General features: G+C 64.5%; 22 protein-coding genes. 7 read left to right on the forward strand and 15 right to left on the reverse strand.

What is annotated here, in order from left to right; all coding sequences use genetic code 11:
• Nucleotides 1-32 precede the first annotated feature (32 nt).
• Entirely contained in the window at nucleotides 33-2,093 is a 2,061-nt protein-coding gene (locus FQP90_RS15495) for an ALF repeat-containing protein (protein ID WP_144651970.1), read from the reverse strand.
• Between the two features lie 259 nt (nucleotides 2,094-2,352).
• On the opposite strand from FQP90_RS15495, the gene FQP90_RS15500 reads away from it, so the two are divergent.
• On the forward strand, nucleotides 2,353-3,789 hold the full coding sequence (locus FQP90_RS15500) for an amino acid permease (RefSeq protein WP_144651971.1): 1,437 nt from the start codon (nucleotides 2,353-2,355) through the stop codon (nucleotides 3,787-3,789).
• A gap of 85 nt (nucleotides 3,790-3,874) precedes the next feature.
• On the opposite strand, the gene FQP90_RS15505 is transcribed toward FQP90_RS15500, so the two are convergent.
• The gene (locus FQP90_RS15505; protein WP_144651972.1) at nucleotides 3,875-4,624 is read right to left on the reverse strand and encodes a 3-hydroxybutyrate dehydrogenase; all 750 of its coding nucleotides are present in this window, start codon (nucleotides 4,622-4,624) and stop codon (nucleotides 3,875-3,877) included.
• Between the two features lie 4 nt (nucleotides 4,625-4,628).
• A complete protein-coding gene (locus tag FQP90_RS15510; RefSeq protein WP_144651973.1) occupies nucleotides 4,629-6,017 on the reverse strand; it encodes an MFS transporter in 1,389 nt (462 codons plus the stop codon).
• 137 nt (nucleotides 6,018-6,154) lie between these two features.
• On the opposite strand from FQP90_RS15510, the gene FQP90_RS15515 reads away from it, so the two are divergent.
• Complete coding sequence (locus FQP90_RS15515; RefSeq protein ID WP_144651974.1) at nucleotides 6,155-7,051, forward strand: LysR family transcriptional regulator; 897 nt, start codon at nucleotides 6,155-6,157, stop codon at nucleotides 7,049-7,051.
• 93 nt (nucleotides 7,052-7,144) lie between these two features.
• Here the strand turns inward: FQP90_RS15515 and FQP90_RS15520 are convergent, their stop codons facing one another.
• The 6 genes from FQP90_RS15520 to FQP90_RS15545 form a co-directional block, all read right to left on the reverse strand.
• Nucleotides 7,145-8,035: an ABC transporter ATP-binding protein gene (locus FQP90_RS15520; RefSeq protein WP_208760023.1), complete on the reverse strand. Its 891-nt coding sequence runs from the start codon at nucleotides 8,033-8,035 to the stop codon at nucleotides 7,145-7,147.
• Entirely contained in the window at nucleotides 8,032-9,084 is a 1,053-nt protein-coding gene (locus FQP90_RS15525; RefSeq protein ID WP_144651975.1) for a FecCD family ABC transporter permease, read from the reverse strand. Before FQP90_RS15525 ends, FQP90_RS15520 begins: the two co-directional genes overlap by 4 nt.
• Complete coding sequence (locus FQP90_RS15530) at nucleotides 9,081-10,175, reverse strand: Fe(3+)-siderophore ABC transporter permease (protein WP_144651976.1); 1,095 nt, start codon at nucleotides 10,173-10,175, stop codon at nucleotides 9,081-9,083. Before FQP90_RS15530 ends, FQP90_RS15525 begins: the two co-directional genes overlap by 4 nt.
• On the reverse strand, nucleotides 10,176-11,057 hold the full coding sequence (locus FQP90_RS15535) for a siderophore-interacting protein (RefSeq protein ID WP_144651977.1): 882 nt from the start codon (nucleotides 11,055-11,057) through the stop codon (nucleotides 10,176-10,178). It abuts the gene before it with no gap.
• Nucleotides 11,054-11,986 (reverse strand): ABC transporter substrate-binding protein, encoded by a 933-nt coding sequence (locus tag FQP90_RS15540; RefSeq protein WP_144651978.1) that lies wholly within the window; start codon nucleotides 11,984-11,986, stop codon nucleotides 11,054-11,056. The genes FQP90_RS15535 and FQP90_RS15540 overlap by 4 nt, the downstream gene beginning before the upstream one ends.
• Nucleotides 11,987-12,131: 145 nt before the next feature.
• Nucleotides 12,132-12,998, reverse strand: a complete 867-nt coding sequence (locus FQP90_RS15545) for a helix-turn-helix domain-containing protein (protein WP_244296797.1) — start codon at nucleotides 12,996-12,998, stop codon at nucleotides 12,132-12,134.
• A 40-nt stretch (nucleotides 12,999-13,038) separates the two neighbouring features.
• On the opposite strand from FQP90_RS15545, the gene FQP90_RS15550 reads away from it, so the two are divergent.
• Together FQP90_RS15550 and FQP90_RS15555 are read left to right on the forward strand one after the other, a co-directional pair.
• Entirely contained in the window at nucleotides 13,039-14,805 is a 1,767-nt protein-coding gene (locus FQP90_RS15550) for an ABC transporter ATP-binding protein (protein WP_244296798.1), read from the forward strand.
• Nucleotides 14,802-16,556, forward strand: a complete 1,755-nt coding sequence (locus FQP90_RS15555; RefSeq protein WP_144651980.1) for an ABC transporter ATP-binding protein — start codon at nucleotides 14,802-14,804, stop codon at nucleotides 16,554-16,556. Before FQP90_RS15550 ends, FQP90_RS15555 begins: the two co-directional genes overlap by 4 nt.
• On the opposite strand, the gene FQP90_RS15560 is transcribed toward FQP90_RS15555, so the two are convergent.
• Nucleotides 16,539-17,471 (reverse strand): spermidine synthase, encoded by a 933-nt coding sequence (locus FQP90_RS15560; protein WP_434372347.1) that lies wholly within the window; start codon nucleotides 17,469-17,471, stop codon nucleotides 16,539-16,541. The two genes, FQP90_RS15555 and FQP90_RS15560, sit on opposite strands and share 18 nt — an antisense overlap.
• A 103-nt stretch (nucleotides 17,472-17,574) precedes the next feature.
• On the opposite strand from FQP90_RS15560, the gene FQP90_RS15565 reads away from it, so the two are divergent.
• Nucleotides 17,575-17,802, forward strand: coding sequence for a hypothetical protein (locus tag FQP90_RS15565; protein ID WP_144651981.1), 228 nt, complete (start codon nucleotides 17,575-17,577; stop codon nucleotides 17,800-17,802).
• On the opposite strand, the gene FQP90_RS15570 is transcribed toward FQP90_RS15565, so the two are convergent.
• Both FQP90_RS15570 and FQP90_RS15575 read right to left on the reverse strand, forming a co-directional pair.
• Nucleotides 17,765-18,604: a sucrase ferredoxin gene (locus FQP90_RS15570; protein ID WP_144652036.1), complete on the reverse strand. Its 840-nt coding sequence runs from the start codon at nucleotides 18,602-18,604 to the stop codon at nucleotides 17,765-17,767. The genes FQP90_RS15565 and FQP90_RS15570 overlap by 38 nt on opposite strands.
• Before the next feature lie 65 nt (nucleotides 18,605-18,669).
• Nucleotides 18,670-19,875, reverse strand: coding sequence for a cupin domain-containing protein (locus tag FQP90_RS15575; RefSeq protein WP_244296800.1), 1,206 nt, complete (start codon nucleotides 19,873-19,875; stop codon nucleotides 18,670-18,672).
• 14 nt (nucleotides 19,876-19,889) lie between these two features.
• Here FQP90_RS15575 and FQP90_RS23450 point away from each other — a divergent pair, with 14 nt between their 5' ends.
• Nucleotides 19,890-20,204, forward strand: coding sequence for a hypothetical protein (locus FQP90_RS23450; protein ID WP_208760024.1), 315 nt, complete (start codon nucleotides 19,890-19,892; stop codon nucleotides 20,202-20,204).
• 93 nt (nucleotides 20,205-20,297) lie between these two features.
• Here the strand turns inward: FQP90_RS23450 and FQP90_RS15585 are convergent, their stop codons facing one another.
• The 3 genes from FQP90_RS15585 to FQP90_RS15595 are packed head-to-tail and all read right to left on the reverse strand — an operon-like array spanning nucleotide 20,298 to nucleotide 21,837.
• Nucleotides 20,298-20,789: a GNAT family N-acetyltransferase gene (locus tag FQP90_RS15585; RefSeq protein ID WP_144651983.1), complete on the reverse strand. Its 492-nt coding sequence runs from the start codon at nucleotides 20,787-20,789 to the stop codon at nucleotides 20,298-20,300.
• Between the two features lie 3 nt (nucleotides 20,790-20,792).
• Nucleotides 20,793-21,464, reverse strand: a complete 672-nt coding sequence (locus FQP90_RS15590) for an O-methyltransferase (protein WP_144651984.1) — start codon at nucleotides 21,462-21,464, stop codon at nucleotides 20,793-20,795.
• Nucleotides 21,465-21,504: 40 nt separating this feature from the next.
• Nucleotides 21,505-21,837 (reverse strand): thiamine-binding protein, encoded by a 333-nt coding sequence (locus tag FQP90_RS15595; protein ID WP_144651985.1) that lies wholly within the window; start codon nucleotides 21,835-21,837, stop codon nucleotides 21,505-21,507.
• 92 nt (nucleotides 21,838-21,929) lie between these two features.
• Here FQP90_RS15595 and FQP90_RS15600 point away from each other — a divergent pair, with 92 nt between their 5' ends.
• Nucleotides 21,930-22,559, forward strand: coding sequence for a TetR/AcrR family transcriptional regulator (locus FQP90_RS15600; protein ID WP_144651986.1), 630 nt, complete (start codon nucleotides 21,930-21,932; stop codon nucleotides 22,557-22,559).
• Nucleotides 22,560-22,632 lie beyond the last annotated feature (73 nt).

A 22,632-nucleotide genomic window follows, 5' to 3' on the forward strand; every position in this document is an offset into this window, starting at 1 on the left:
GGGCAGGGCGCACGCGGTCACTGGTTGGCTTGCTAGGACTTGGGCTTGGCGTCCGTGGAGGCCGTGGCCCTGGTCGGCACCGGCGTGCCGCCCTTTCGGCGCAGCAGGAACGTGATGGCACCAGCGGCAGCCAGGACCAGCGCGGCGATGAGGCCAAGGGTCCATCCGTTCAGCCCGGTTGAGGAAGCAGCCAACGGACTTGCCGCCTCCGGGGACAGGGACTCCGTTGACGCCGCCTCCGGCCACGTACCGGCCGGAGGGACGTTGACATCGGTGATTTCCGGAACTTCGGTGGCGGGTTCGGATGAGCCATCAGGCGCCTCGCCGGTGACGGCCAAGGCGACTGGAGGAACCTCCGCCGGCGGCCAGGGCACAGCGGCAGGGGCTATCCCGGTCAGCTGGGAAGCATCGACCATGGGCACGTTCAGCGGCAAGTTGCCACCACGGGCCTGGGGGGCGCCTTCGGCTTTGGCAGCTTCCGCTGCCTTCGCAGCGTCAGCCGGCTGGCCGGCGTCGACTGCTGCCTTGTCAGCCAGCCCGGCGAGTTCGGTGATCACGCCGTTGATCGACGCTACGTGCGCGGCGGTTGTTTCGTCACGCTTGGCAGCGGCGAACTGTCCGACGCTGGCGAATGCCTGCAGATCAGCGCGACTGCCATCCAGGGCCACGTTGGCGGCTGCGCGCAATTCCGGCCCGGCCTTGTCCATGGTTTGGAAGGCCAAAATCCGGTTGTCCAACTCCCGAGCAACAGCAAATCCGAACTCAAGGAAATAGCGGATATCGGCGTGGTTGGTGGAACCCAGCGCAATGTCCGCCGCCTTGTTCACGTGACTGCCGCCCGCGTCCAGGAGTTGGTAAACGCGCTGCCGATCCGCGACGAACGCCGATGGCTTAGCTGAATCGAGCGTGCTGGCTTCAGCGTGGCCATCCGTGACAAAGGACTTGATGGCAGAATCCCCACCCAGCAGGGCAGCTTCGGCTGCCTTCCGCACTTCGGGAGTGCCTACAAGCGCCAGATCCAAGGTGGCCTGGCGGGCTTCCTTGGTTAGCGAGTCCAGGTTGGCACCGGATGCCGACAAGGTGGACAGTAGCCCGGGCAGTTCCTTTGCCGCTTTTGCGAACGCCTCCCTGGCGGGCTTCTCGGCGGCCAACGCCGCATTGTCCCTGACATTGCGCGGAGCAGCCTGCGTCGACAGGAAATCCCAGTCGGCATCCAGCCTGGCGGCGTCAGCTTCCCGCGCGGCGGCCGGAGTGGACTTGGCCTGCTCCACGGCGTTCTTCGCCCGGTCAGCTACTGCAGCGGCGCCGACGGGGTTGGCTTTGATGTCGTCCCTGACCTGCTGGAGCAGCGCGGTCACCGCGGCGGACTCAGTGTGATGGTCTGCGGCGACGAACTGGCCGTAGCGAAGGAAAGCAGCGACGGTTTCATCGTCGTCAGTTGCCAGCGATGTCTTGGCAGCAGCAGAAACAGCAGGGTTAGTGGAGGCGACGAGCCCAAAGGCGGCTTGCCGATCTGTCATCTTCGCTTTGCCCCGCCAGCCCGTAAGAACGAACTGCTCGATAGCTGCCTCGCCGGAGTCCAAGCTGTCGGACGCGGCTTTCTCGACGTGGTCGTTGCCGTACTCCAGGAAATACGTGGCTGCGGTCCGGAGATCGCCCTTCCATGTGTCGGCCCAGCCTTGCGACAAGAAGGTGATGCTGGCCGCATCGGATGCGAGGGCTTCCTTCGCCGACGACCTCACATGAACGCTCCCCCGCTCCGTCAGCTCGGTGACCAGTTGCTTGCGGTCCGCTGCCAGCGGTACGTCCTGTCCGCCGTCGAGAAATGCCTGCAGCGTTTCCGGTCCGCCCACCAAGGCGGCCGCAGCCGCAGCGCGCGTCGCAGGACCACCCGTCTTCCACAGCTCCAGCACTCCGGCTGCATCAGCAGCGCGGTTGATATACGGCACAGGAGCCTGCGCGGCGTCAGGGACCTCAAATTGGGGGACGTCATAAGCCTGTGCAGGAGCGGCAAAGAGCAGGGAAGCTCCAGCCACCACGGCAACAGCAGCAGCGGTCCAACGGCGTCGCGTACGACGAAGTGCAGAGATCAAGGGTCCCCCAAATATGGATGCGATGGCAGCGCCTATTTCCACTGGGGGCGACGCTGGAAGCGAGGGATGCCTGACCGGTTTGATGAGCTGTCCGCGGTCATCATATCCGACCGGAAGCTATGACTTTGACCGCCCAGAAAACGGCCCTTCCGCCCACTGTCTGCGATCAAAGACACCAAAGCCCCGTGAGTCCGATCACAAGGGCCGCAAAAGTGATCTGCTGGATAGCGATCCCCTCCCAAAGACGAGAAGGTTTACTATGCAACAAACCAAGCTGGCTGCGGAGAGCTCTGTCCTCCAAGCCGCGGGTACGGCGCTCAGCCGAGGCCTCAACGTCCGTCACATCCGCTTCATGGCGCTCGGATCGGCGATCGGCACGGGCCTCTTCTACGGCTCCGCCTCCGCCATCCAGAAGGCCGGGCCGGCTGTACTGCTGGCCTACATCATCGGCGGCGCGGCTGTCTTCATGGTGATGCGAGCCCTCGGCGAAATGGCCGTCCGACACCCCGTGTCGGGTTCCTTCGGCCAGTACGCCAGCAAGTATCTGGGGCCGTTTGCCGGCTTTGTGACCGGCTGGACGTATGTGTTCGAGATGGCGATCGTAGCCATCGCCGACGTCACCGCCTTCAGTATCTATATGGGCTTCTGGTTTCCGCAGGTGGACAGATGGATCTGGGTGCTGGCGATCATCCTGTTCCTGGGCGCCATGAACCTGCTCAGCGTGAAGGTGTTTGGTGAACTTGAGTTCTGGTTCTCGCTGATCAAGGTGGTGGCGATCATCGCCATGATCGTGGGCGGTGCGGCGATCGTCGTGTTCGGTTTCCAAACGGGCGACGGCGGTGGCGTGGCACCGGGGCTGGGGAACCTCGTCAATCACGGCGGTTTGTTCCCGAACGGTTTCGAGGGGCTGTTGGCCGCGTTCGCCGTCGTAATGTTTGCGTTTGGCGGGATCGAAACGATTGGTATCACCGCCGGTGAAGCCGCCAATCCCAAGAAGGTCATCCCGCAGGCCGTTAACACTGTGCCGGTACGCGTTCTGCTTTTCTATGTTCTGACCCTGGGTGTGCTGATGAGCATCTTCCCGTGGAACGAGATCGGCAGCAGCGGCAGTCCGTTCGTGCAGATCTTCGACGGACTGGGCATCCCGGCCGCTCCGCACATCCTCAACGCGGTGGTCATCACCGCCGCGCTCTCCGCGATCAACAGCGATATCTTCGGTGCCGGGCGCATCCTGTTCGGCCTGGCCCAGCAGGGCCACGCGCCCAAGAGCTTCAGCAAGATCTCCCGGCACGGGGTTCCCTGGATGACCGTAGTGATGATGGGCGGAATCCTGCTGGTGGGCGTCGTTTTGAACGCCGTCATCCCCGAGGACGTGTTCGTGCTCATCGCCTCGATCGCCACCTTCGCCACCGTGTGGGTCTGGGTGATGATCCTCGCCTCGCACGTAGCCATGAAGCGTGAGATCAAGCGCAAGGGACTGCCGACGTCGGAATTCGGCTCACCGCTGTGGCCCGTTGCGTCCATCATGACCATAGCGTTCATGGCGATGGTCATCGTGATCCTTGGAGTCTTCGAGGACACACGGGTTGCGCTTTATGTTGGCGGCACCTGGCTGGTCCTGCTGTTCGTGGCCTACAAATTGTGGGTTCGCGGGGGTGGCCTGCGCCGGGCAGAGCTGGTGGACGAGACCGCCTGACTTCCCGCGCCGAAGTGACAGTTAATGCCAATGTTCGCGGGGAACATTGGCATTAACTGTCACATCGCGGGGGCGAAGGCGGGGCCTACCGGGCCGACCAACCACCATCCATGGTGTAGCTCGCGCCGGTGACCATGCCGGCGTCGTCGGAGGCCATCCAGGCTGCTAACGACGCAACTTCCTCCGGCTCCACCAACCGCTTCACCGCAGACTCCGTGAGCATCACCTTGGCCAGGACTTCGGCCTCGGGGATGCCGTGAAGCCGGGCCTGATCGGCGATCTGGCGTTCCACCAACGGCGTCCGGACGTACCCGGGGTTGATGCAGTTGGACGTGACCCCGTGCTCGCCGCCCTCCAACGCAGTGACCTTGCTGAGTCCCTCAAGGCCGTGCTTGGCGGAGACGTACGCACTCTTGTAGGCCGAGGCCCGGAGCCCGTGGACCGAGGAGATGTTGATGATCCGGCCGAAGTTGTTGGCGTACATGTGCGGGAGGGCGGCCCTGATGAGGAGGAACGGCGCCTCCAGCATCAGGGCCAGTATCCGTCGGAACTCCGCGGGTTCGAACTCCTCGATCGGCGCGACCTTTTGGATGCCGGCATTGTTGACCAGGATGTCGCAGTCAAGGCTCAGTGCGGCCAACGCCTCAGTATCCAAGAGGTCCACCGTCCAAGCTGTGCCGCCCAGCTCATCGGCGAGGGCCGCGGCTCCGGAGGCATCGACGTCGGCCACTACTACTTTCGCGCCGCGTGCGGCGAGCGCACGGGCACAGGCAGCCCCGATACCGCTCGCGCCGCCGGTCACCAGTGCTTTGCGTCCGTTCAAGGAGTTGTCCATCAAACTATCCCTTCGAAGCTGAAGCAGTGGTCAGTCCGTGCCGGATCGCATCGGCCTGGTCCACGTCCTGCAGCGCGATGCCCTTGGTTTCCTTCAGCGAAACGACGGCGACGACGGTGATGGCACATGCGACCACCAAGTAGATCGCGGTGGGAACCCACGAGCCGGTGTCCTTGAGCCACTGGGTTGCCAGCAGCGGCGCGAGTGAGCCGGCGAAGATCGAGGTGACCTGCGAGCCGAGCGAGACGCCGGAGTAGCGCATGCGGGTGGGGAAGAGCTCGGACATGATGGCCGGCTGACCGGCATACATGAAGGCGTGCAGGCAGAGTCCAATGGTCACGGCAAGCACGATGATCACGGCGTTCTTGGTGTCGAACATGGGGAAGGCGAAGAACGGCCAGGTTGCGCCGGCAATCGCGCCGATGAGGTAGACGGGCTTGCGTCCCCAGGAATCCACGAGGCGGCCGACCTGCGGAATGACCAGGAAGTGGATGACGTGGGCGATCAGGAGTGCCAGCAGGAGCGAGGACGTGTCGTACTTGTGGACGCTCTTGAGGTAGACGATCGCAAAGCTCACCACGAGGTAGTACATGATGTTCTCCGCGAAACGGAGGCCCATGGCCTGCAGGATGCCCTTGGGGTACTTGCGGATGACCTCGCCGACGCCGTAGCTGATGGCCTTGGACTCTTCCACCTGCGCCTTGGCTTCGAGGAAGATCGGGGCTTCGGTGACGTGGGTACGGATGTAGTAGCCCACGAACACGATCACTGCGGAGAGCCAGAATGCAACGCGCCAGCCCCAGCCGAGGAACGCTTCGCTGCTCAGGGTGGTGGACATAACGAACAGGACCAGTGTGGCCAGGAGGTTGCCCACCGGCACAGCGGCCTGCGGCCACGAGGACCAGAAACCACGCGACTTGTTGGGGCTGTGCTCTGCTACCAGCAGCACAGCGCCACCCCACTCACCGCCGAGCGCGAAGCCCTGGATGAAGCGCAGTGCCACCAGCATGGCCGGTGCCCAGTAGCCGATTTCCATGAAGCCGGGGAGGCAGCCCATCAGGAACGTTGAGACGCCGACGATCACAATGGTCAGCTGCAGCGTGGGTTTGCGGCCCAGCTTGTCGCCGATCTGGCCGAACACGATGCCACCCAGGGGCCGTGCCACGAAACCAACGGCGTAGGTGATGAAGGCCTGGATGATGCCGTCCAGTTCGTTGCCGGTGCTCGGGAAGAAGTACTTGCCGAAAACCAGCGTGGCGGCTGTGGCGTACAGGAAGAACTCGTACCACTCCACCACGGTGCCAACCATCGACGCCGCGACGATCTTCTTCAGCCCGGAGCCTTCTCCGGCGCCTTTCCCTGCTCTTGATGCGGAGCGCTGCTCTACGCTCATATCCATCTCCTCAGTGTCCTCTTTGACCCTTTTGAACGTGATGTGATCCACAACACGAAATGCTCCACTGAGTATTGCCGCAGATTTGTTATGCCTCAATGACCAAAGAGGCACCATGTGTGTGCAAAATTGCAGACATGAAGCCGAACCCCGATGACCTCCTCATCTTCCTTGCCGTCTCACGTTCAGGGAAGTTCACGACGGCGGCACAAGCCTTGGGGCTGAACCACACCACCGTTTCGCGCAGGATAGCGGCGCTGGAGAAAGCATTGGGCGGCAGGGTCCTGGCGCGTGCGGCTGGTGGTTGGGAGGTCACGGAGTTGGGCGCCGAAGCGGTTCTGGTGGCGGAGCGGATCGAAGCTGCGGTGGGTGCGCTGGGACCCAGCGACCGCGCACCCGACCCCATTACCGGCGTCGTACGCATGACCGCGACTGACGGCTTCAGCGCCTATATCGCGGCACCGGCGGTGGCCCGGCTGCGGCGCGAGCACCCCGGACTCAGCGTGGAGATCGTGACGGTGACCCGTCGGGCGTTGCAGCAGCGCTCAGGTCTCGACATTGAGGTGGTGGTGGGAACGCCGCAAGTGCACCGGGCCGAAGCGATCCGGCTCGGCGAGTATCGGCTGGGAATGTACGCCTCCCGCGCCTATCTGAAAGACAACGGGACGCCTTCCAGCATCGAGGAACTGACGCAGCACCAGCTGGTCTACTTTGTGGATTCCATGCTGCAGGTGGATGACCTGGACGCTCCCCGGCGACTGGTTCCCACCATGCGCGACGGGCTGAGCTCAACCAACGTGTTCGTGCATGTCGAGGCCACCAGGGCAGGTGCCGGCGTGGGTTTCCTTCCGTGCTTCATGGCGGACCGACACCCGGATCTGGTCAGGCTGCTGCCATCGGACTTCGCGGAGCTGCTCCCCTACTGGATGGTCCTCCGCCCGGACTCCATGCGCCGCCCTGCGGTAGCCGCCGTCGTGCAGGCTTTGCGGGAGGAGACGGAGCAACGGCGGGAGGAGCTGCTCGGGGCCGGATGAGTCGCCGAGATGGCACTTAATGGCAATGTTTCCGCACAACATTGTCATTAAGTGCCACCTCGCGGGTCAGGGGCGGGGGAATCAACGGGGGAATCAGGACCCCAGCGGGATCACCAGCGGAGTGTGGCTCACGGGGTCGTCAATCACGATGCACGGCAGGCCGAACACATGTTCCACCAGCTCTGCGGTGACCACATCCGCGGGCCGGCCCTCGGCAACCACTGCGCCGTCCTTCATCGCGATGAGGTGTGTTGCGTAGCGGCAGGCGTGATTGAGGTCGTGAAGGACAGCTACCAGGGTGTTGCCTTCCCCGTTCAACCGCCGGAACAGTTCCAGGAGCTCGATCTGGTGGGCGATGTCCAGGAACGTGGTGGGCTCGTCCAGCAGGAGCAACGGGGTTTGCTGCGCCAAGACCATGGCCACCCACACGCGCTGCCGCTGCCCGCCGGAGAGCTCGTCCACCAAACGCCCGGACAACGACGTGACGTTCGTAGCTTCCAAGGCAGACGCCACCGCGGCTTCGTCAGCCTCAGACCACTGGCGGAGCAACTTCTGGTGCGGGTACCGGCCACGGGCCACCAGGTCCGCCACGGTGATTCCGTCGGGCGCAATAGAGGTCTGCGGCAGCAACCCGAGGCGGCGCGCGACTTCCTTGGCCCCATAAGAGGCGATGCTCTTGCCATCCAAAAGCACCGACCCGGACGTAGGCTCCAGCAGCCGGGACAGCGCCCGCAGCAACGTCGACTTACCGCAGGCGTTGGGTCCCACAATCACCGTGAACCCGCCATCCGGGATACGCACGTCCAGTGATGAAGACACCGAGCGTCCCGCATAACCCAGGCTCACGTTCTCCGCGCTGAGCCGGGCACCAGAGGGGCGGGCACCAGTGGGGCGGGCACCAGAGGGGCGGGCACCCGGCGCAACACCAGAAACGGGATCAACCAACACATCAGTCACAGCAAACTCCTTCACTTCTTCGCTCATTGCCGCTTCACCTCACGGGCAAGAAGCCACACGAGGTAGCAGCCGCCGATGCTGACGGTCACCACGCCCACGGGCAGTTGGATTGGCGCGAAAAGGTTCTGCGCCACGATGTCGCTGGCCACCAAAAGGAAGGCACCCATGGCGGCCGAGGGAACCATTCCCACCGACGCTGACTGGGTGAGGCGGCGCGCCAGCTGGGGCGCAGCCAAGGAAACAAAGGCAATCGGCCCGGCAGCAGCGGTGACCATCGCCGTCAAAGCCACGCCCACCACTGCCAGGACCAGCCGCGAGCCTTCCAGCCGAACGCCCAAGGCGCGGGCGGCGTCGTCGCCCATCTCCAACAGGCCCAGCCGCCTGCCGTACAAAGACAGCACAGCCAGCAGCGCCCCGAACACGATCACCACCGGCAGCACTTGGTCCCACGTGATCTTGTTCAGCGAACCGGCACCCCAAACAGCCGCGGACATGGCCTGCTCCAAGGACGCCTTGAGGATCATGAACGTGTTCACCGAGGCCAACATGGCGCTCACGGCGATACCCGCAATGATGAGCCGGAAGCCCTGGATGCCCTTCTTGTAAGCGAACACGTACACCAGTGCGGCAGTCACCAGACCACCCACCAGCGCACCGGCCGACACCGCAAAGTAGCCGCCACCCATCAGCAGGATGACCACCAGCGCACCCGTATAGGCGCCCGTGTTGAAGCCGATCACATCGGGGCTTCCCAGCGCGTTGCGGGTCAGCGATTGGAAGATTGCCCCGCTGACCCCCATGGCCGCCCCCAATAACAGGGCCAGGAGGACGCGGGGCAATCTCCACTCCACCACCACCATGTGCACGGCGCCGCTGGACTGTCCCAGCAGCGCCGAAACAACGTCCGGCACCGCAACGCTGAACTCACCCAGGCCAAGGGCGACGACGGCGAGCGCCAGGGCGGCGGTAAACAGGACGGCGGTGACAACCAAGGTCCGGACGTCGAGGCGAAGCGAGACGCGTCCGCCAAAGCGGCGGATGGCGATGGTCCGCCGGCCGAAGTCGATGGAGGTCATAGCGTGCTCACTTTCCGGCGTCGGATGAGCCAGATGAGGACCGGTGCGCCAACGAATGCGGTGATGATTCCTACCTGCATTTCACCGGGACGGAGGACCAGCCTGCCAAGGATGTCGGACACCAGCAGCAACACGGGCGAGAGCACCAAGGTGTAGGCCAGTATCCAGCGCTGGTCCGGCCCAACGATCCATCGGGCTACGTGCGGAACCATGAGTCCCACGAATCCGATGGGGCCGGCGGCTGCCGTCGCGGCGCCGCACAGCAGAGTTACCGCGACGATGGTCCAGATCCGGGTGCGAACAATGTTGGCACCAAGCGACCTGGCGGTATCGTCGCCCATGGCCACGGCGTTCAAGGGCCGGGCCATGGCAAGGGCAATAAGCGTTCCTGCAAGGATGAAGGGGGCCACCGTGGTGAAAATGTCCCACGTGCGGTTGCTCAACGTTCCGGCGCTCCAACTGCGCATGCTGTCGAAGACGGCAGGGCGCAGGAGGGTGATGCCGGAGGAAATGCCGCCGAGGACAGCCCCCAAGGCAACGCCGGCAAGGGTGAGGCGGAGCGGCGTGGTCCCGCCCCTCCCCCGCGAACCGATGAAGTACACCGCCACAGTGGCCGCCACGGCACCGGCGAAGGAGAACCAGATGTACTCCTGGATGCTGGTGACGCCAAAGAGCGCCACTCCGAGGACCACGAAGAAGCCGGCGCCCGCGTTGACGCCCAGGATGCCGGGGTCCGCCAACGGGTTGCGGGTCAGGGACTGGATCAGTGCCCCGGACAGCCCGAGGGCAATGCCAACCACTACGCCCGTGACGGTTCGGGGCAGGCGGAGGTCATGGATGATCACGTGTTCCGGTGAGCCATCGTAGGCGGTGATGGCTGGCCACAGGTTGGCTACGTCGACGTCCTTGGAGCCCACCACCAAGCTCAACCACAGCACCAAAGCCAACGCGGCAATCGCTGCGAGCAATCCCAACATCCGGTACCGGTTTACGCCCACCAGGCCCGCTGGGCGTACTTCCTTGGCTGAAACCGGCGCCGCGTCCTGCACTTCAGTGACGGCAGAACGCGGCGCCATGGTTCCGGACGCCATTTAGAGGCCCAGCAATTCGAACTTGGCGTCCTGCAGGTCCACGATTTCCTCGCGATCCCGCTTCTCGTTGGACCAGAGATCGTCGAACCAGCGCCGGGTTTCGGCGTCGAGGTTTTCCCAACGCTCTTCCCAGGCTTCGCTCTTGTCCGTCCAGTAGCCGATCAGCTTGTAGGACTCGGGCGTGAGCTTCTTGTGGTGCCGAAGGTACTTGCGGATCCCGCGCAGCACCTTGGTCTCGCCGGCCACCCAGATGTAGCCCACTCCGCCAGGCAACTCCATTGAGCGCAGGACCTCCTCCAATCGGGACTGGCTGTGTCCGTTGCCCCCGTAGATCCAGGCCACTTCGGTTGCAGCGCCGAGGACCAGCTCCTGCTGGTGCGAGGGATCCTCTACTTCGATCAGGACACGGGTCCGGACACCCGGCGGTGCCTGCTCCACGAGCCGCGCTACGGCCGGAAGTCCGGTGGCATCAGCCAGAAGGATCTGCCACTGCAGTTCTGCCGGCGGTTCGTACAGTCCCGTGGGCGAGTTAAGCCCGACGACGTCACCCACCTGGGCGCGCTGCGCCCAAGCAGCTGCCAACCCGCCGTCGTGAACGACGAAGTCGATGTCCACGGTGCCAGCGACGGCGTCCACCGCACGGACTGTGTAGGTCCGCATGGCGGACGGCTCGATTCCAGGTTCCCAGTCCCAGGAGTCCCCTGTGGAGATGGGCAGTCTGGCCTCATGGGTGCCCGGATCCGGAAGGAACACGCGCAGGTATTCGTCGCCGACCCCCGTGGTGTCAAAACCGGCCAGCCCGGGACCGCCGAAGGTAATCCGGATCATTCCGGGCGTGATCAGGCGCGTGGATATGACCTCTGCACGGTAGATCCGCATCATGACAGGAGCGCCTTTTCAAACTTCTCCAGCAGGGCGTACTGGCCGCTGGGAGAGCCGTAGATCATTTCGAGGTCGTACGTGTGGATCTGTTTGTTGGCCACGAACGGCAGCGAGGTCCACAGCTTGTTGTTGGCCAGCGGAGGGAAGGCATCCGGGTTGGCGCCGTCCTTCTCGGGAACTTCGGTGGTGATGATTGCATCGATGCCGTTGAGTTGCTCCAACTGCTCGGCGCTCAGTTTGGCGCCTTCACCGTCCGCAAGCGGGGACACCTTCAGGCCCAGATCCTTGATGACCAAGCACGGCGTTCCGTAGCAGCTGACCGATACCTGGTCCTCGTAGTAGTCCACGGGGCCAATCACCAGGTTGCTCTTGCCGGCCTCGGCCAGGCGCTTCTTTACGTCGTCAACCTTGGCTTGGTACTTGTCCATCCATGCTTGGTACTGCTCGGTCTTGCCGAATGCCTCTGCCACGGTCTTGAACTTGGTGCGCCAGTCGCTGCCGTCGAAACCGTTGAAGGTGTAGGTCGGGGCGATGTCGGAAAGTTTGGCGTCCAGCTCCTTCTCGTAGCCCAGGCCGTTCAGGATGACATCGGGCTGAGCCTTGAGGATGGCCTCGAAGTTGAACTCGGGGTAGTTGGTGAAGGGCGTGATTCCTTCCAGCGCCTTCTGGTCGAAGAAATACGGGAAGCCCTTGTAGCCGCTGTCCCGAATGGGCTGCTGGCTTGCGAGCGGAATGCCCAGCGTGATGAGCATGTCCAGGTCAGTGGTGTACATGCCCAGCGCCTTTTGGGGCTCGGCCGGCATGACGACTTCTTTGACCTCACTTTGGACCGTGCGGGTCTCCGATTTGGCGCTGGCACTTGCGTCGGTGGTGGCGCAGCCACTCAGAAGGAGTGCTGCGGATGCCAAGGCCGCAACGGCGGCAGACATGGTTTTAGAGCGTGAAATCACTGCGGTCCTCTTGATTCTCAGGGGAGACGGAGAGCTCCCGGTAGCGGCCGCAGGTATCTCGATAGGCCGCCGAAGTTAGGTATACCTACCCTAACAATGGCGAGGTATGGAAAACCGCTGGATTCTATTCGGAACCGGCCAAAGAGTGATGGTTTCCGGCCTTAAGCGAAGACACGTACCAGCCCGGAGTGTGCCCCATCACCTTCCGGAACACTTGAACGAAGGCGCTGGGATTGTTGTAGCCCACCCGCCTGCTGACCGAGGAAACGGGGTAGCCCGCCGCCAGCAACCCCAGCGCTACGCGGACGCGGGCATGGATCCGCCACTGCGCAAAGGTCATGCCGGTTTCCTTGTGGAACAGGCGGGAGAGGTTGCGGACGCTAATGGCAACTTCCACGCTCCACTCCTCCAGCGAGCGGTCCAAGGCCGGATCATCCAGGAGGGCACGGGCAATGAGCTCCAGCCGTGGATCGGTGGGCATCGGCAGCAGCATCGGGCGGGCATCCACCACGTCCAGCAACCCCACCACCACTTGCTCCGAACGCGTCCGCAGGGCATCGTCCATGTCGAACATACTCATGTGGCGCAGCAGTTCCTGCGCGGCGGAAGGCACAGTGACCGCCACGGTGCGGCTTTCCAGATGTGGCGCAACCCGGGCGTTGATGTGCGAGCAGTAGAACCCCGTCCCTTGCGTGGACTTCACGGCATGGACCACGCCCGCCGGAATCCACAGCCCCAAGGTTGCGGGGACAGCATAGAAGCCCCCATCAGCCTCCACCGTCAGCACGCCGCGGGCCCCCCACAGCAACTCATGGGTATCGTGGACGTGTTCAGTCCACGTGGCAGGTGTGGCGCACTCGAAATATCCCGTGTAGACGCCATAGACCTGCGGCGACGTTTCGCCCTCGACGGGGGCATCCGGCACCTGTTCCAGCTGTACTTCCGGCTGGGGGGCGGTCTGTCCGGATTGCGATATAGCTTGGCGGGTCATCTGGCCTTCTCGAAGTTAGGTGAGCCTTACTATGGTAAGCATGCCCTCCAGTTCCGCCATTCCGTCCTGCCCTCCCGGGCGTAACAAGCAAGCGCCATGGAAGGTCTCCCGACTCTTCAACTACGCCCTGTTGGCCAACGGCCGCTGGAAGCTCTTGCTGGCGGGCTGCGCCGGACTCGCCCTGCATCAGGTCAGCGAGGCCTTGGTCCCGGCAACCATTGGCGCTGCGGTGGACAACGCCATTCAACCGAACGATCCCGGCGCCCTCCTCGGATGGCTCGGTGCCTTGGCGGTGGTGTTCGTGGTGCTCGCACTGTCCTGGCGGCTTGGCACCTTGGCCACCGAACGCTCCTTCCTTTACAGCTCCCACGACCTCCGGCAGCTCGCGGTGGAGCGGACCCTCCACCCCCGCGGCATGGAGGCCAGGCGCGCCCCGGGCGAAATCGTGGCAATCGCCTCCTCCGATGCGGACAGGGTGGCAGGCTTGTCGTGGCTGATCGCAGGTGCCCTCGCTGCAGCGGCCGGCGTCATCACGTCAGCGGTCACGCTGCTCCTGATCTCCGTTCCGCTCGGACTGGCAGTCCTGGTGGCAACCCCCGTGATGCTGTTGATCATGCGCCGGCTCACTAAACCGTTGGAGGACCGAAGCGACGTGGAGCAGTCAACGGCGGCCCGCGCCGGCGCTCTGGCAACGGACTTCATTACCGGGTCACGCCCCCTCAAAGGCTTGGGCGCCGAGGACGCAGCCGTAACCCGCTACCGGACTGCGAGCCGGGCATCCCTGCAGGCAGGATTGCGGGCAGTACGTTCCCGATCGGCCTACAACGGGGCCAGCACCGCACTGTCCGCGGCCTTCCTGGCCGGCATCGCCTTCTTCGCGGCGTGGTTCGCCGTCCAAGGCAGCATCACCGTGGGCCAACTCGTGGCCGTCGTTGGCGTCACCCAGTTCGTTCAGGGCCCCATGGCAGCGCTTGGCTACCTCAGCGTGGAACTCGCGCGCAAACGCGCCTCGGCCGCCCGCATAGCAGTCCTGCTCGCTGAACCGGAGGCGGTTCCAGCACCGGAGGCAAAACGTTCGACGGCGGCTGCCGGCTCAGCGGGGACGGTCGCCTCCCGGGGTGTATCGGCACCGTTGCTCGAACTGCGCGGCAACACAGGCAACAGCACCTTCCCGCCCTTCACAGCCTCGGCCGGGGACATCGTAGGCGTCGTGCTGCCGGACGGCACACAGGCCAGGCTCCTGGTGGACACCCTCGGTTTCCGAACACCCGCACCGCGTGGCCTGGTGTCCATTGACGGCCAGGACGCCGCTGACCTGGACCCGGTCCACGTCCGTTCAAGGGTGTTCGCGGACAGCCACGACGGCGTCCTGTTCCGCGGCAGTGTCCGTGAGAACGTCGCACCAGCCGACTCCCACCTGGAGGAACGCGCCATGGCGGCTGCCGCCGTCGAGGACTTTGTCTCGCAACTGCCCGATGGCACCGAAACGGTACTCACCGGGCACGGCCAAAGCCTGTCCGGCGGCCAGCGGCAGCGGCTGGTGCTTGGCCGCTCACTGCACCAAAAGCAAGCGGTGCTGGTCCTGCACGACCCCACCACCGCCGTCGACACCGCCACCGAAGCCGTCATTGCCGACGGTCTGCGGAACTTCCCGGACAAGGCCTTGGTGCTGGTAACCACGAGTCCCACCCTGCTGGCCGCCTGTCATCGGGTGGTGATGGGAGGAGCGGACGGACCGCCCGAAACCGGCACGCACCACGAACTCCTTGCCACGTCCGCCGGCTACCGCGAAGTGGTGGGCTCATGAGCGCCGAAATCCTTCCCATTGCCACGCCCCGCGAGACCCGAAAGGCCATGTGGCGCCTGCTGGCGCAGCGGCCCGGCAAGCTCACACTGACCATCCTTGTGTTGCTGGCGGCGTCCTGCTGCGGACTGGCTGCACCGGCCATCCTGGGCATGATGGTCAACATCGCGGCCTCCGGCGGGGACGTCATGTCCTTGCTCTGGCTGGCAATTGGGTTGCTGGTTGCTGGGGGGCTGGGTGCCTTGCTGGGCATCCTGGGCCAAAACCTGTTGGCACGGATCTGCGAGGAAGCCCTGGCAGGTCTGCGCGAGGAGGTGTTCGCTGCAGCCGTCAGGAAGCCACTGGCCCAACTCGAGAAGGCAGGCATCGGAGATGTCGTGGCCCGCGTGTCAGGCGACGTTGAGGCCGTCAGCGAAGCAATCTCCGGAGTCCTGCCGGCGTTTACCAGTGCGGCCTTCACCATCGCCGTGACGCTGTTGGGCTTGGGCGTGATCGATTGGCGCTTCGCCGTCGCCGTGCTCATTGCTGCGCCGTTGCAGGTCTTCACCCTGCGCTGGTTCCTCAAACGAACAGCCCCGATCTACCGGACGGTCCGGATCACCGAGGCCAATCGGACCGAGCAGATCATCGAGACGGTTCACGGCTCACCCTCAGTCCTGGCTTTGGGTCTTGGGTCCCGTCACGCGGACCTGGTGGCAGCTGCATCCCGGGAGAACATCGGCCACGCCCTTAAGGGCGTCAACTACCTGACCCGCTTCTACAACCGCCTCAACCTGGCTGAACTCATCGGCTTGTCCGCGGTCTTGGTGGTGGGGTTTTGGCTCCATGCCGAGGGGGCAGTGACCATCGGTGCGGCCACGGCTGCAGCCCTGTATTTCTACCGGCTGTTTGATCCGATCGGCCTGGTCCTGGGTCAGTTCGACGAACTCCAGAAAGCCGCTGCCGGGTTGGGTCGAATGTTCGGCCTGACCATGTCCGCGGCGCCGACCATTCCCCCGGCCGCATCCCCGGTCACAGGCGCCGGCATCGTCCTTGACGACGTCACGTTCTCCTACCCCGGCCAACGCCCCGCACTCCACGGTGTCTCCCTCACGGTGAACCACGGTGAGCGTGTGGCGATTGTGGGAACCTCAGGCGCAGGCAAGACCACCCTGGCCAAGGTGATCATGGGCCTGGAACATCCTCAGACCGGGACCGCGTGGGTGGGCGGCTTGGACTCTACAGCTGCCGCTCCTGAAGACCTGCACCAGCGGATCGCCATGGTCAGCCAGGAGGTGCACGTCTTTTCAGGGACGCTCGCCGAGGACCTCCGGCTCGCCAAACCCGACGCCACTCCGGAGGAGCTCTCGCTGGTCCTGCGGTCCGTAGAGGCTGCATGGCATGAAACGCTCGACGACGGACTGGAGACTTCCGTAGGCGCCGGCGGCCACCAGCTCACCCCCGAGCAGGCGCAGCAACTGGCGCTGGCACGGCTGATGCTCAAGGACCCGCCCATCGCGGTCCTGGACGAAGCCACAGCTGAGGCGGGAACAGGATCAGCCACCATGCTGGATCAGGCCGCTGAAGCCGCTTTGGCCGGAAGGACCTCGGTGGTGATTGCCCATCGGTTATCCCAGGCAGCGTCTGCGGACACCGTGGTGGTAATGGAGCACGGACGGATTGTTGAGTCGGGATCGCACCAGGCACTCCTGGCTAACGGCGGCCGGTACGCCACCTTGTGGGAGGCGTGGAACAGTTCACTCAGCCGGAGCTGACGCAGGTTCGGCCGTGGTCACCACAAGCGGATCATGCCGCACCGGGGTCCCGGCCGCGAAAGCCCGCACCTGTGCGTCATCCCAAATATGCGCGGGGACACCACCGCCCAGGAGCGTGCGGGCAAGCGTGGGGTCATCGCCGAAAGGCTCATGACTGCCGGCCATGATCATGTTGCCGTAGCGACGACCCTTGAGCATGGCAGGGTCGGCGATGATCATGGTGTGCCCAAAGGTGTCCGCGATGGTGGCCGCATCCGCCCGGGCGTTCCTGAGGTCCGGGGCGTCGCCGGAGTTGACCACATACAAGCCATCCGGGGCGAGGACGGAATCCGCATGCGCCGTGAATTCGCGGGTGGTCAGGGCGCGGGGCGTGAAGGCCCCTGCGAAGACGTCGCGGATGATGAGATCCCGGGTGTCAGGGGTGAGGGATTCGGTAACCTGCCGGGCCTCGCCCACTCGGATCCGCAGGAGGGGCGCCTTGGGCAGCTCGAACCACCCACGGACGTAGTCGGCGAGCTTGCCATCCAACTCCACCACCACTTGGCGGGCCTCGGGGTAGGCAGCGTGGAAGTACCGCGCCATGGAGCACGCTCCCCCACCCAGGTGCAAAGCGCGCAGCTTCGGCCTATGGGCGCGGGGCCATCTCGATTCCACCAAAGCTGCGATCCAGCGCATGTATTCGAAATCCAGGAACAGCGGATCGGCGAGGTCGATGTGCGAACTCATGACGCCGTTGATCTTGAGCAGCCAGCCGTTGGAGTTGTCGGGGTCCGGAACCAGTTCGCAATCGCCGGTATCGATGTAATAAATGCCCGCCACCGGACCATCAGGACGGGTGCCGGCAGGCACCTCGACGACTCCCGCCGTCGACCTCTGGGATCTACCTGCCCTGCTGGATTTTCGGGGTTTTGCCACTACTTCCGCCCTGCCTGAGTCATGCTTCAAGACTAGTGGAGCCACAGCCACACCAGTAGTAAGGATACTTACAGTTTGGCTGCTGGGGCCATAGGATCACATCATGGAGCTTGGTGAATTGGTGTGGGCTGAGGTGTTGACCGTCGCGGTCGCATGGCTGACGGTGGTCTGCCTCCTGCTGGCCCGGGTGCCCAAGCCACCAAGCATCCTCGACTCGCCGCTGGACATGGACCAGCCCGACGAGTCGGAATCCGGTTACGAGGATTTCCGGCGAAGCCTGCGGTCCACGGGCGTCAGGTTTCGCGGATGGAAGTGGGCTCGTAGACCATGACCGACCCCACCGACGGTGCCAGGCACGTCAGCTGGCACGGGGGCGCGCGGTGGGCCTGCAGTTCCACATCGATCTGCGCCGGGTGGGGCGGGCGGCCGGTGATACGGATGCGCCAGCGGTCCCCCTCGCGCAGGGTTTCAGTGACCGAATAGTCATTCCGGCCAGCCGGGCCGAAACGTCCCAGCACGGCCGCGACGGCAGCCTGTTGCGGTGGTAAGAGATCGGTATATCCGCGCAAATACTCTGCGCTGATGCGGCCGGCGAAATGGTCCTCGATCGCAGCGACGGAGGACTCTACATCGAGTCCGCCGTAGTACACACCGTCGGGAGCGACCACCGCGGTTGCTGCGAACCTGTCGCCGCCGACGTGGGAACACTCCCACACCAACTCGGGCCAATTCTCGCTGAGCGCACGTCCCACGGGACGACCCCGCACTGCGCAGCAGGGGTCATGCCGACCATGAGCGCAGACCAGGATGACCGGGGGAAAGCCGGACTGGCCGGGAGATGCCAGGGCTGAAACCACCGCCGCAAGGTCCTCGTCCCGGTCCCACGTTCCCCACAGCTGTTGATACGCGCCTGAGCTTTGATGTCTCAGTACGGCCCAACGGCTGGGACCGGGGCGCCGGCGAGGGCCGGGGCGCCGCACCAAGAGAATCCGGGCCCGCGCCTGCCGCGCGGCGGAGGACACGAGGGCTTTGGTCCCGGCCTCCAGGTCAAGGCCGTCGAAGCCATTGGGCGGCCAACCGCCCCGGTACTCTACGAGAACCCACACCACGCCAGGTGACGCCGTCCCTGCCATCGGGTCGCCGCGCGTCCGAGCGCTTTCCGCGCAGAAAAAGCGTTCTGCAGAGGCCACCGGGGACATCATTGCGCAGCGGGGACGAGGACTCCTGCGCGCAACAGCCTTTCGACGAGTTCAACCCCCAGATCAGCTGCGAGGTGCTCCTCGCCGTCCAGCAGGCGCCTTACAGACCACAGATCAGCCTCCGGGAAGTCGAGCCAACCCACTCGGGTACTCAAGCGTGAGCCCTCAAGCCGCGGTTCGAGTGCATCACGGAGCCGTACCAGCGAGCCGGCACCGAGGCTGTCAATGGCCGCGAGCTGGGCCACTGGACCAAGCGGGGCAGGGCGCCCCTGCCGCCTGCGGGTGCGGTGGAAAAGCGACGTCGTATCAGCTTCCAAGACGGCCGCGGCCAGCCGTTCACGGACGGCGTCGACCTCCGCATCGGGTCCATCCACACCCAACGGCAGGGAACGGCGCATCTCGGGATCGTCGCACAGTGCCGCAAGAGCAACCTCCACAAGGTGCTCCGCCAGTGCATGACGGGTCCAGTTATGGACCCCCAAGGTGAGATGGATCGAAACCTTGCCCTGCGCCTGGGCTGCATGCAACCAACCACGCGGCAGGTAGAGGACATCGCCCGGCTCCAAGACCGTGTCGATGTAGGCCTTGCCTTGCGCGGCCTCAGCCACCGCGGAACGGCGATCGGTCCACGGCTGGCTGCGCAACGGGTCCTGGTGAACCGGCTCATGGATGATCCAGCGCTTCGTCCCCTCGATCTGCAGGACGAAGACGTCATGAACATCGTAGTGATCGTCGAAACCGCGGTTCTGAGGCGGGGTGATGTAGGCATTCGCCTGCACAGGATGCCCGAGCTCGGTGCTTAGCTGGGTGCTGAGGCTCGAAACCGGCTCCCACGTGCGGTGCAGCGCCTGCAGGACGAGCGTTGCACCATCGGCAAACTTGCGCCACAGCTCAGTGTCATCGAGCTGATCCGAGATAGTGGCGCCAACGCCCGCCGGGGAAGTGAACGAGGATTCCGGAAGCGTTGAGCCGCCCTTGGCAACGCGAAGGAAAGGTGTCCGCAGTCCGCGGCGCGAAATCAGCTCGTCCACCGCGTCGGCCGAGAACACATCGGAGAAGTCGCTGACACCACGGGTGAGCAACGCGGCCCTCCCCCAGACGTCACTGGCGAACCTCTCACGGCCAATGTCAATCAGGCGTGTTTCCAGGACACCGGCGCCCATAACCGCGCCGGGGTCCTGGAAATCAGTGCTGGTGGAGCTCAAACTCAGTTGCCCTGTTGTCCGGCACCGCCGTCAGCGCCACCATCGGCACCGCCGTCAGCGCCACCGTCCGCGCCACCGTCCGCACCACCATCAGCACCACCATCAGCACCGCCGTCATGGACACCAGGGGTCCCGTCCGCGCCACCGTCCGCGGGGCCTTCAGCACCACCATCAGCGCCGCCGTCAGCACCGCCGTCCGCGCCGCCGTCATGGACGCCGGGGGTTCCGGCCGCGCCACCGTCCGCGGGGCCTTCCTCCTGGCTTGGATCCTGCTCTGGATTGGACATGCTTCCTCCCGAGAATCGAATGGCGTACCCAGGCCCCGATAATCGGTACCTGTTTCCAAACCGGGCGATCTTCGTCGACACCGCCCGTGATCACCATATCGAGATGAGTCAGCTCTGGGAACAGTTCCCGCGCACTCAGCTACGCACCATCCGATGTTCCGGCAGCGAGTACCACGAGGGGTCGCACAACTGCCGTTTACCGTCCGGCAGGAAGCCGTTGCGGCGGTAGAAAGCCTGCGCCCGGGGATTGTCATCGAGAACCCACAAATAAGCGGGACGGTCGCCAATCAACGCATCCACCAACGCCTGGCCCACACCACGGCCATGGATACTTTCCAAGGTGTAGAGCATGAAAAGCTCCGTACCGCAGGGGCTGTCCTCGTCCCTCCCCGGTCCGGCCGCACCAATTCCCACGAGGTCGCCGTCCGGACCATGCGCCAGCATGCGCGAATGGCCGGCTGCTATAGAGGCCCGGTACCTATCGATGCGATCCGGCAGCGCAGCTTCCTGCTTTTCGAAGAACTCCGCAGGCAGCAGCCGCCCGTAGCTCTCTCGCCAGGACTGGACATGCATGACGGCCATGGCCTCGGCGTCGTTCACCGTTGCCGGACGAAGCGTGAAGTCCATCCGCTACTGCACCCGTGCCATCGCGAAACCGTCCCATCCCTTGCTGCCCACCGTCTGGATGGCAGTGGCATCGAGGCGTGGGTCCTGCCCCATCATTTCCAGCATTGCCACAATGCCGGGTGCGTTGACCTCGTCCCGCGAGGGTTCCAGGATGGCGCCGTCCCAGATGACGTTGTCCACCACGATCACCGTTCCCGGATGGCCAAGCCTGATGGCCCAATCGAGGTAATTCGAATCGTTCTCCTTGTCCGCGTCGATGAAGACGAAATCGAACGATTCCTGAGCTGCCAGCGTAGGAAGGACGTCCAAGGCAGCACCCACCCGGATATCCACCTTGTGGCCGACACCCGCCGCGTCCACGTTGGCGCGCGCAACGTCCGCGTGTTTCTGGAGGAATTCGCACGTGACCAAGCGTCCGTCGTCGGGCAGTCCTTGAGCCATCCAGATGCTGCTGAACCCTGCCAGGGTGCCAATCTCCAGGACGCGCCTGGCACCGGACATCTGCACGAGCATCCGCAGGAGCTTGCCTGCGTTGGGCGCCACTTCGATGGGAGGCATTCCTGCCTCAAGGGCGGAACTCAAGGCGCGCTTGTGGGCAGGATCAGGACGCACGACGACGTCAGTCAGGTAATGCTCGACGTCGACCCAACCGGGCTCGGTCACGTGTTCAACCATGGGCCCCAGTCTTGCACTGGAGGGACACCGAGGGAAGGAACTACTCCGTGCCGGAAATGGCGTCTTCCAGGCGCTCCACCTTGCCGGTCAACTCGCCGCTGTAACCGGGCCGGATGTCAGCCTTGATCACCAAGGAGACCCGGCTGCCGTAACGGCCAACGGCCTCGGTGGCACGTTTGACGACGTCGAAAACCTCATCCCATTCGCCTTCGATGGTGGTGAACATGGAGTCCGTGTGGTTGGGCAGTCCGGACTCGCGGACGATCTTGACGGCGGCGGCAACGGCGTCGTGCACAGAGGCATCGGGGGTGGGTCCACCGTGGGTGGCGGATGCGGGCTGGCCGGAAGGGGCGACTGAGAATGCAAGCAACATGAAATCCAGTGTTTCATGTGCTGGTTTGTCATATAACAACGTACTCCCGCGTAACAACGGGCCAGCACGCCTGCGTTGCTACTCTGACAAGCATGGAACAGCCCTCTGAACGCAAGCCCCTCAGGGCAGACGCCGCACGCAACGTGGACAAGATCATTACCGCCGCCCGGCAGTGCTTCCGTGAACACGGTCCCGACGTACCATTGCAGACCATTGCCGCCACCGCTGGAGTTGGCCCCGCAACGCTGTTCCGCAACTTCTCGGACAAGGAGCAACTGGTCCTCGCGGCTCTCTCCCGCCAACTGCGTAAACACGTGGACCCGGTGGCAGCAGCCGCCCTGGACGGCATGGACGCCGCCGAAGGCCTGATCAACGTCATCGATGCCGTGATGCAGGTAGCCAGCGAAGACGCGAACCTCCTAGACGCCGTCGCCGGCCGACGCGGACTCCTCATGGGCATCACCGGTGGCCTCATCGGTTCCATGGCTACGCTCCTGGAACGCGGACAGGGCCAGGGCTCGCTGCGCCGCGACATCACCATTGAGGACATGGTCCGGTTGGTGGCCATGCTGATCGGCGCCGTGGACACCATGGAACCAGGATCCGAGGCATGGAAGCGTCCCGTGGCCCTGATCGAAGACGCTATCCGGACCGAGCGCCCGTCACGGCCGCTGCCGGATCAGTCCGGCATCCCGGGCGTGACGTTCACCGAGGCTGTCTAAGCACGCGCTCCCAGTGGGTCGGCGACCGATGGTGAGTCCTGCCCATCGCGGTGCAGCCGCAGCCCACGTAGTG

The sequence above is a fragment of the Paenarthrobacter nitroguajacolicus genome, from assembly GCF_007786235.1.
Taxonomy (GTDB): Bacteria; Actinomycetota; Actinomycetes; order Actinomycetales; family Micrococcaceae; genus Arthrobacter; species Arthrobacter nitroguajacolicus_A.

Coding starts and splice junctions, on each gene's coding strand:
- FQP90_RS15535 (WP_144651977.1), bottom strand. CDS start 11,057: ATGATGCGGATCTACCGTGCAGAGGTCATATCCACGCGCCTGATCACG.
- FQP90_RS15595 (WP_144651985.1), bottom strand. CDS start 21,837: ATGTTGCTTGCATTCTCAGTCGCCCCTTCCGGCCAGCCCGCATCCGCC.
- FQP90_RS15545 (WP_244296797.1), bottom strand. CDS start 12,998: ATGACCCGCCAAGCTATATCGCAATCCGGACAGACCGCCCCCCAGCCG.
- FQP90_RS15565 (WP_144651981.1), top strand. CDS start 17,575: ATGGAGCTTGGTGAATTGGTGTGGGCTGAGGTGTTGACCGTCGCGGTC.
- FQP90_RS15600 (WP_144651986.1), top strand. CDS start 21,930: ATGGAACAGCCCTCTGAACGCAAGCCCCTCAGGGCAGACGCCGCACGC.
- FQP90_RS15500 (WP_144651971.1), top strand. CDS start 2,353: ATGCAACAAACCAAGCTGGCTGCGGAGAGCTCTGTCCTCCAAGCCGCG.
- FQP90_RS15540 (WP_144651978.1), bottom strand. CDS start 11,986: ATGTCTGCCGCCGTTGCGGCCTTGGCATCCGCAGCACTCCTTCTGAGT.
- FQP90_RS15525 (WP_144651975.1), bottom strand. CDS start 9,084: ATGACCTCCATCGACTTCGGCCGGCGGACCATCGCCATCCGCCGCTTT.
- FQP90_RS15585 (WP_144651983.1), bottom strand. CDS start 20,789: ATGGACTTCACGCTTCGTCCGGCAACGGTGAACGACGCCGAGGCCATG.
- FQP90_RS15510 (WP_144651973.1), bottom strand. CDS start 6,017: ATGAGCGTAGAGCAGCGCTCCGCATCAAGAGCAGGGAAAGGCGCCGGA.
- FQP90_RS15570 (WP_144652036.1), bottom strand. CDS start 18,604: ATGGCAGGGACGGCGTCACCTGGCGTGGTGTGGGTTCTCGTAGAGTAC.
- FQP90_RS15590 (WP_144651984.1), bottom strand. CDS start 21,464: ATGGTTGAACACGTGACCGAGCCCGGTTGGGTCGACGTCGAGCATTAC.
- FQP90_RS15555 (WP_144651980.1), top strand. CDS start 14,802: ATGAGCGCCGAAATCCTTCCCATTGCCACGCCCCGCGAGACCCGAAAG.
- FQP90_RS15505 (WP_144651972.1), bottom strand. CDS start 4,624: ATGGACAACTCCTTGAACGGACGCAAAGCACTGGTGACCGGCGGCGCG.
- FQP90_RS15515 (WP_144651974.1), top strand. CDS start 6,155: ATGAAGCCGAACCCCGATGACCTCCTCATCTTCCTTGCCGTCTCACGT.
- FQP90_RS15530 (WP_144651976.1), bottom strand. CDS start 10,175: ATGGCGTCCGGAACCATGGCGCCGCGTTCTGCCGTCACTGAAGTGCAG.
- FQP90_RS15550 (WP_244296798.1), top strand. CDS start 13,039: ATGCCCTCCAGTTCCGCCATTCCGTCCTGCCCTCCCGGGCGTAACAAG.
- FQP90_RS15520 (WP_208760023.1), bottom strand. CDS start 8,035: ATGAGCGAAGAAGTGAAGGAGTTTGCTGTGACTGATGTGTTGGTTGAT.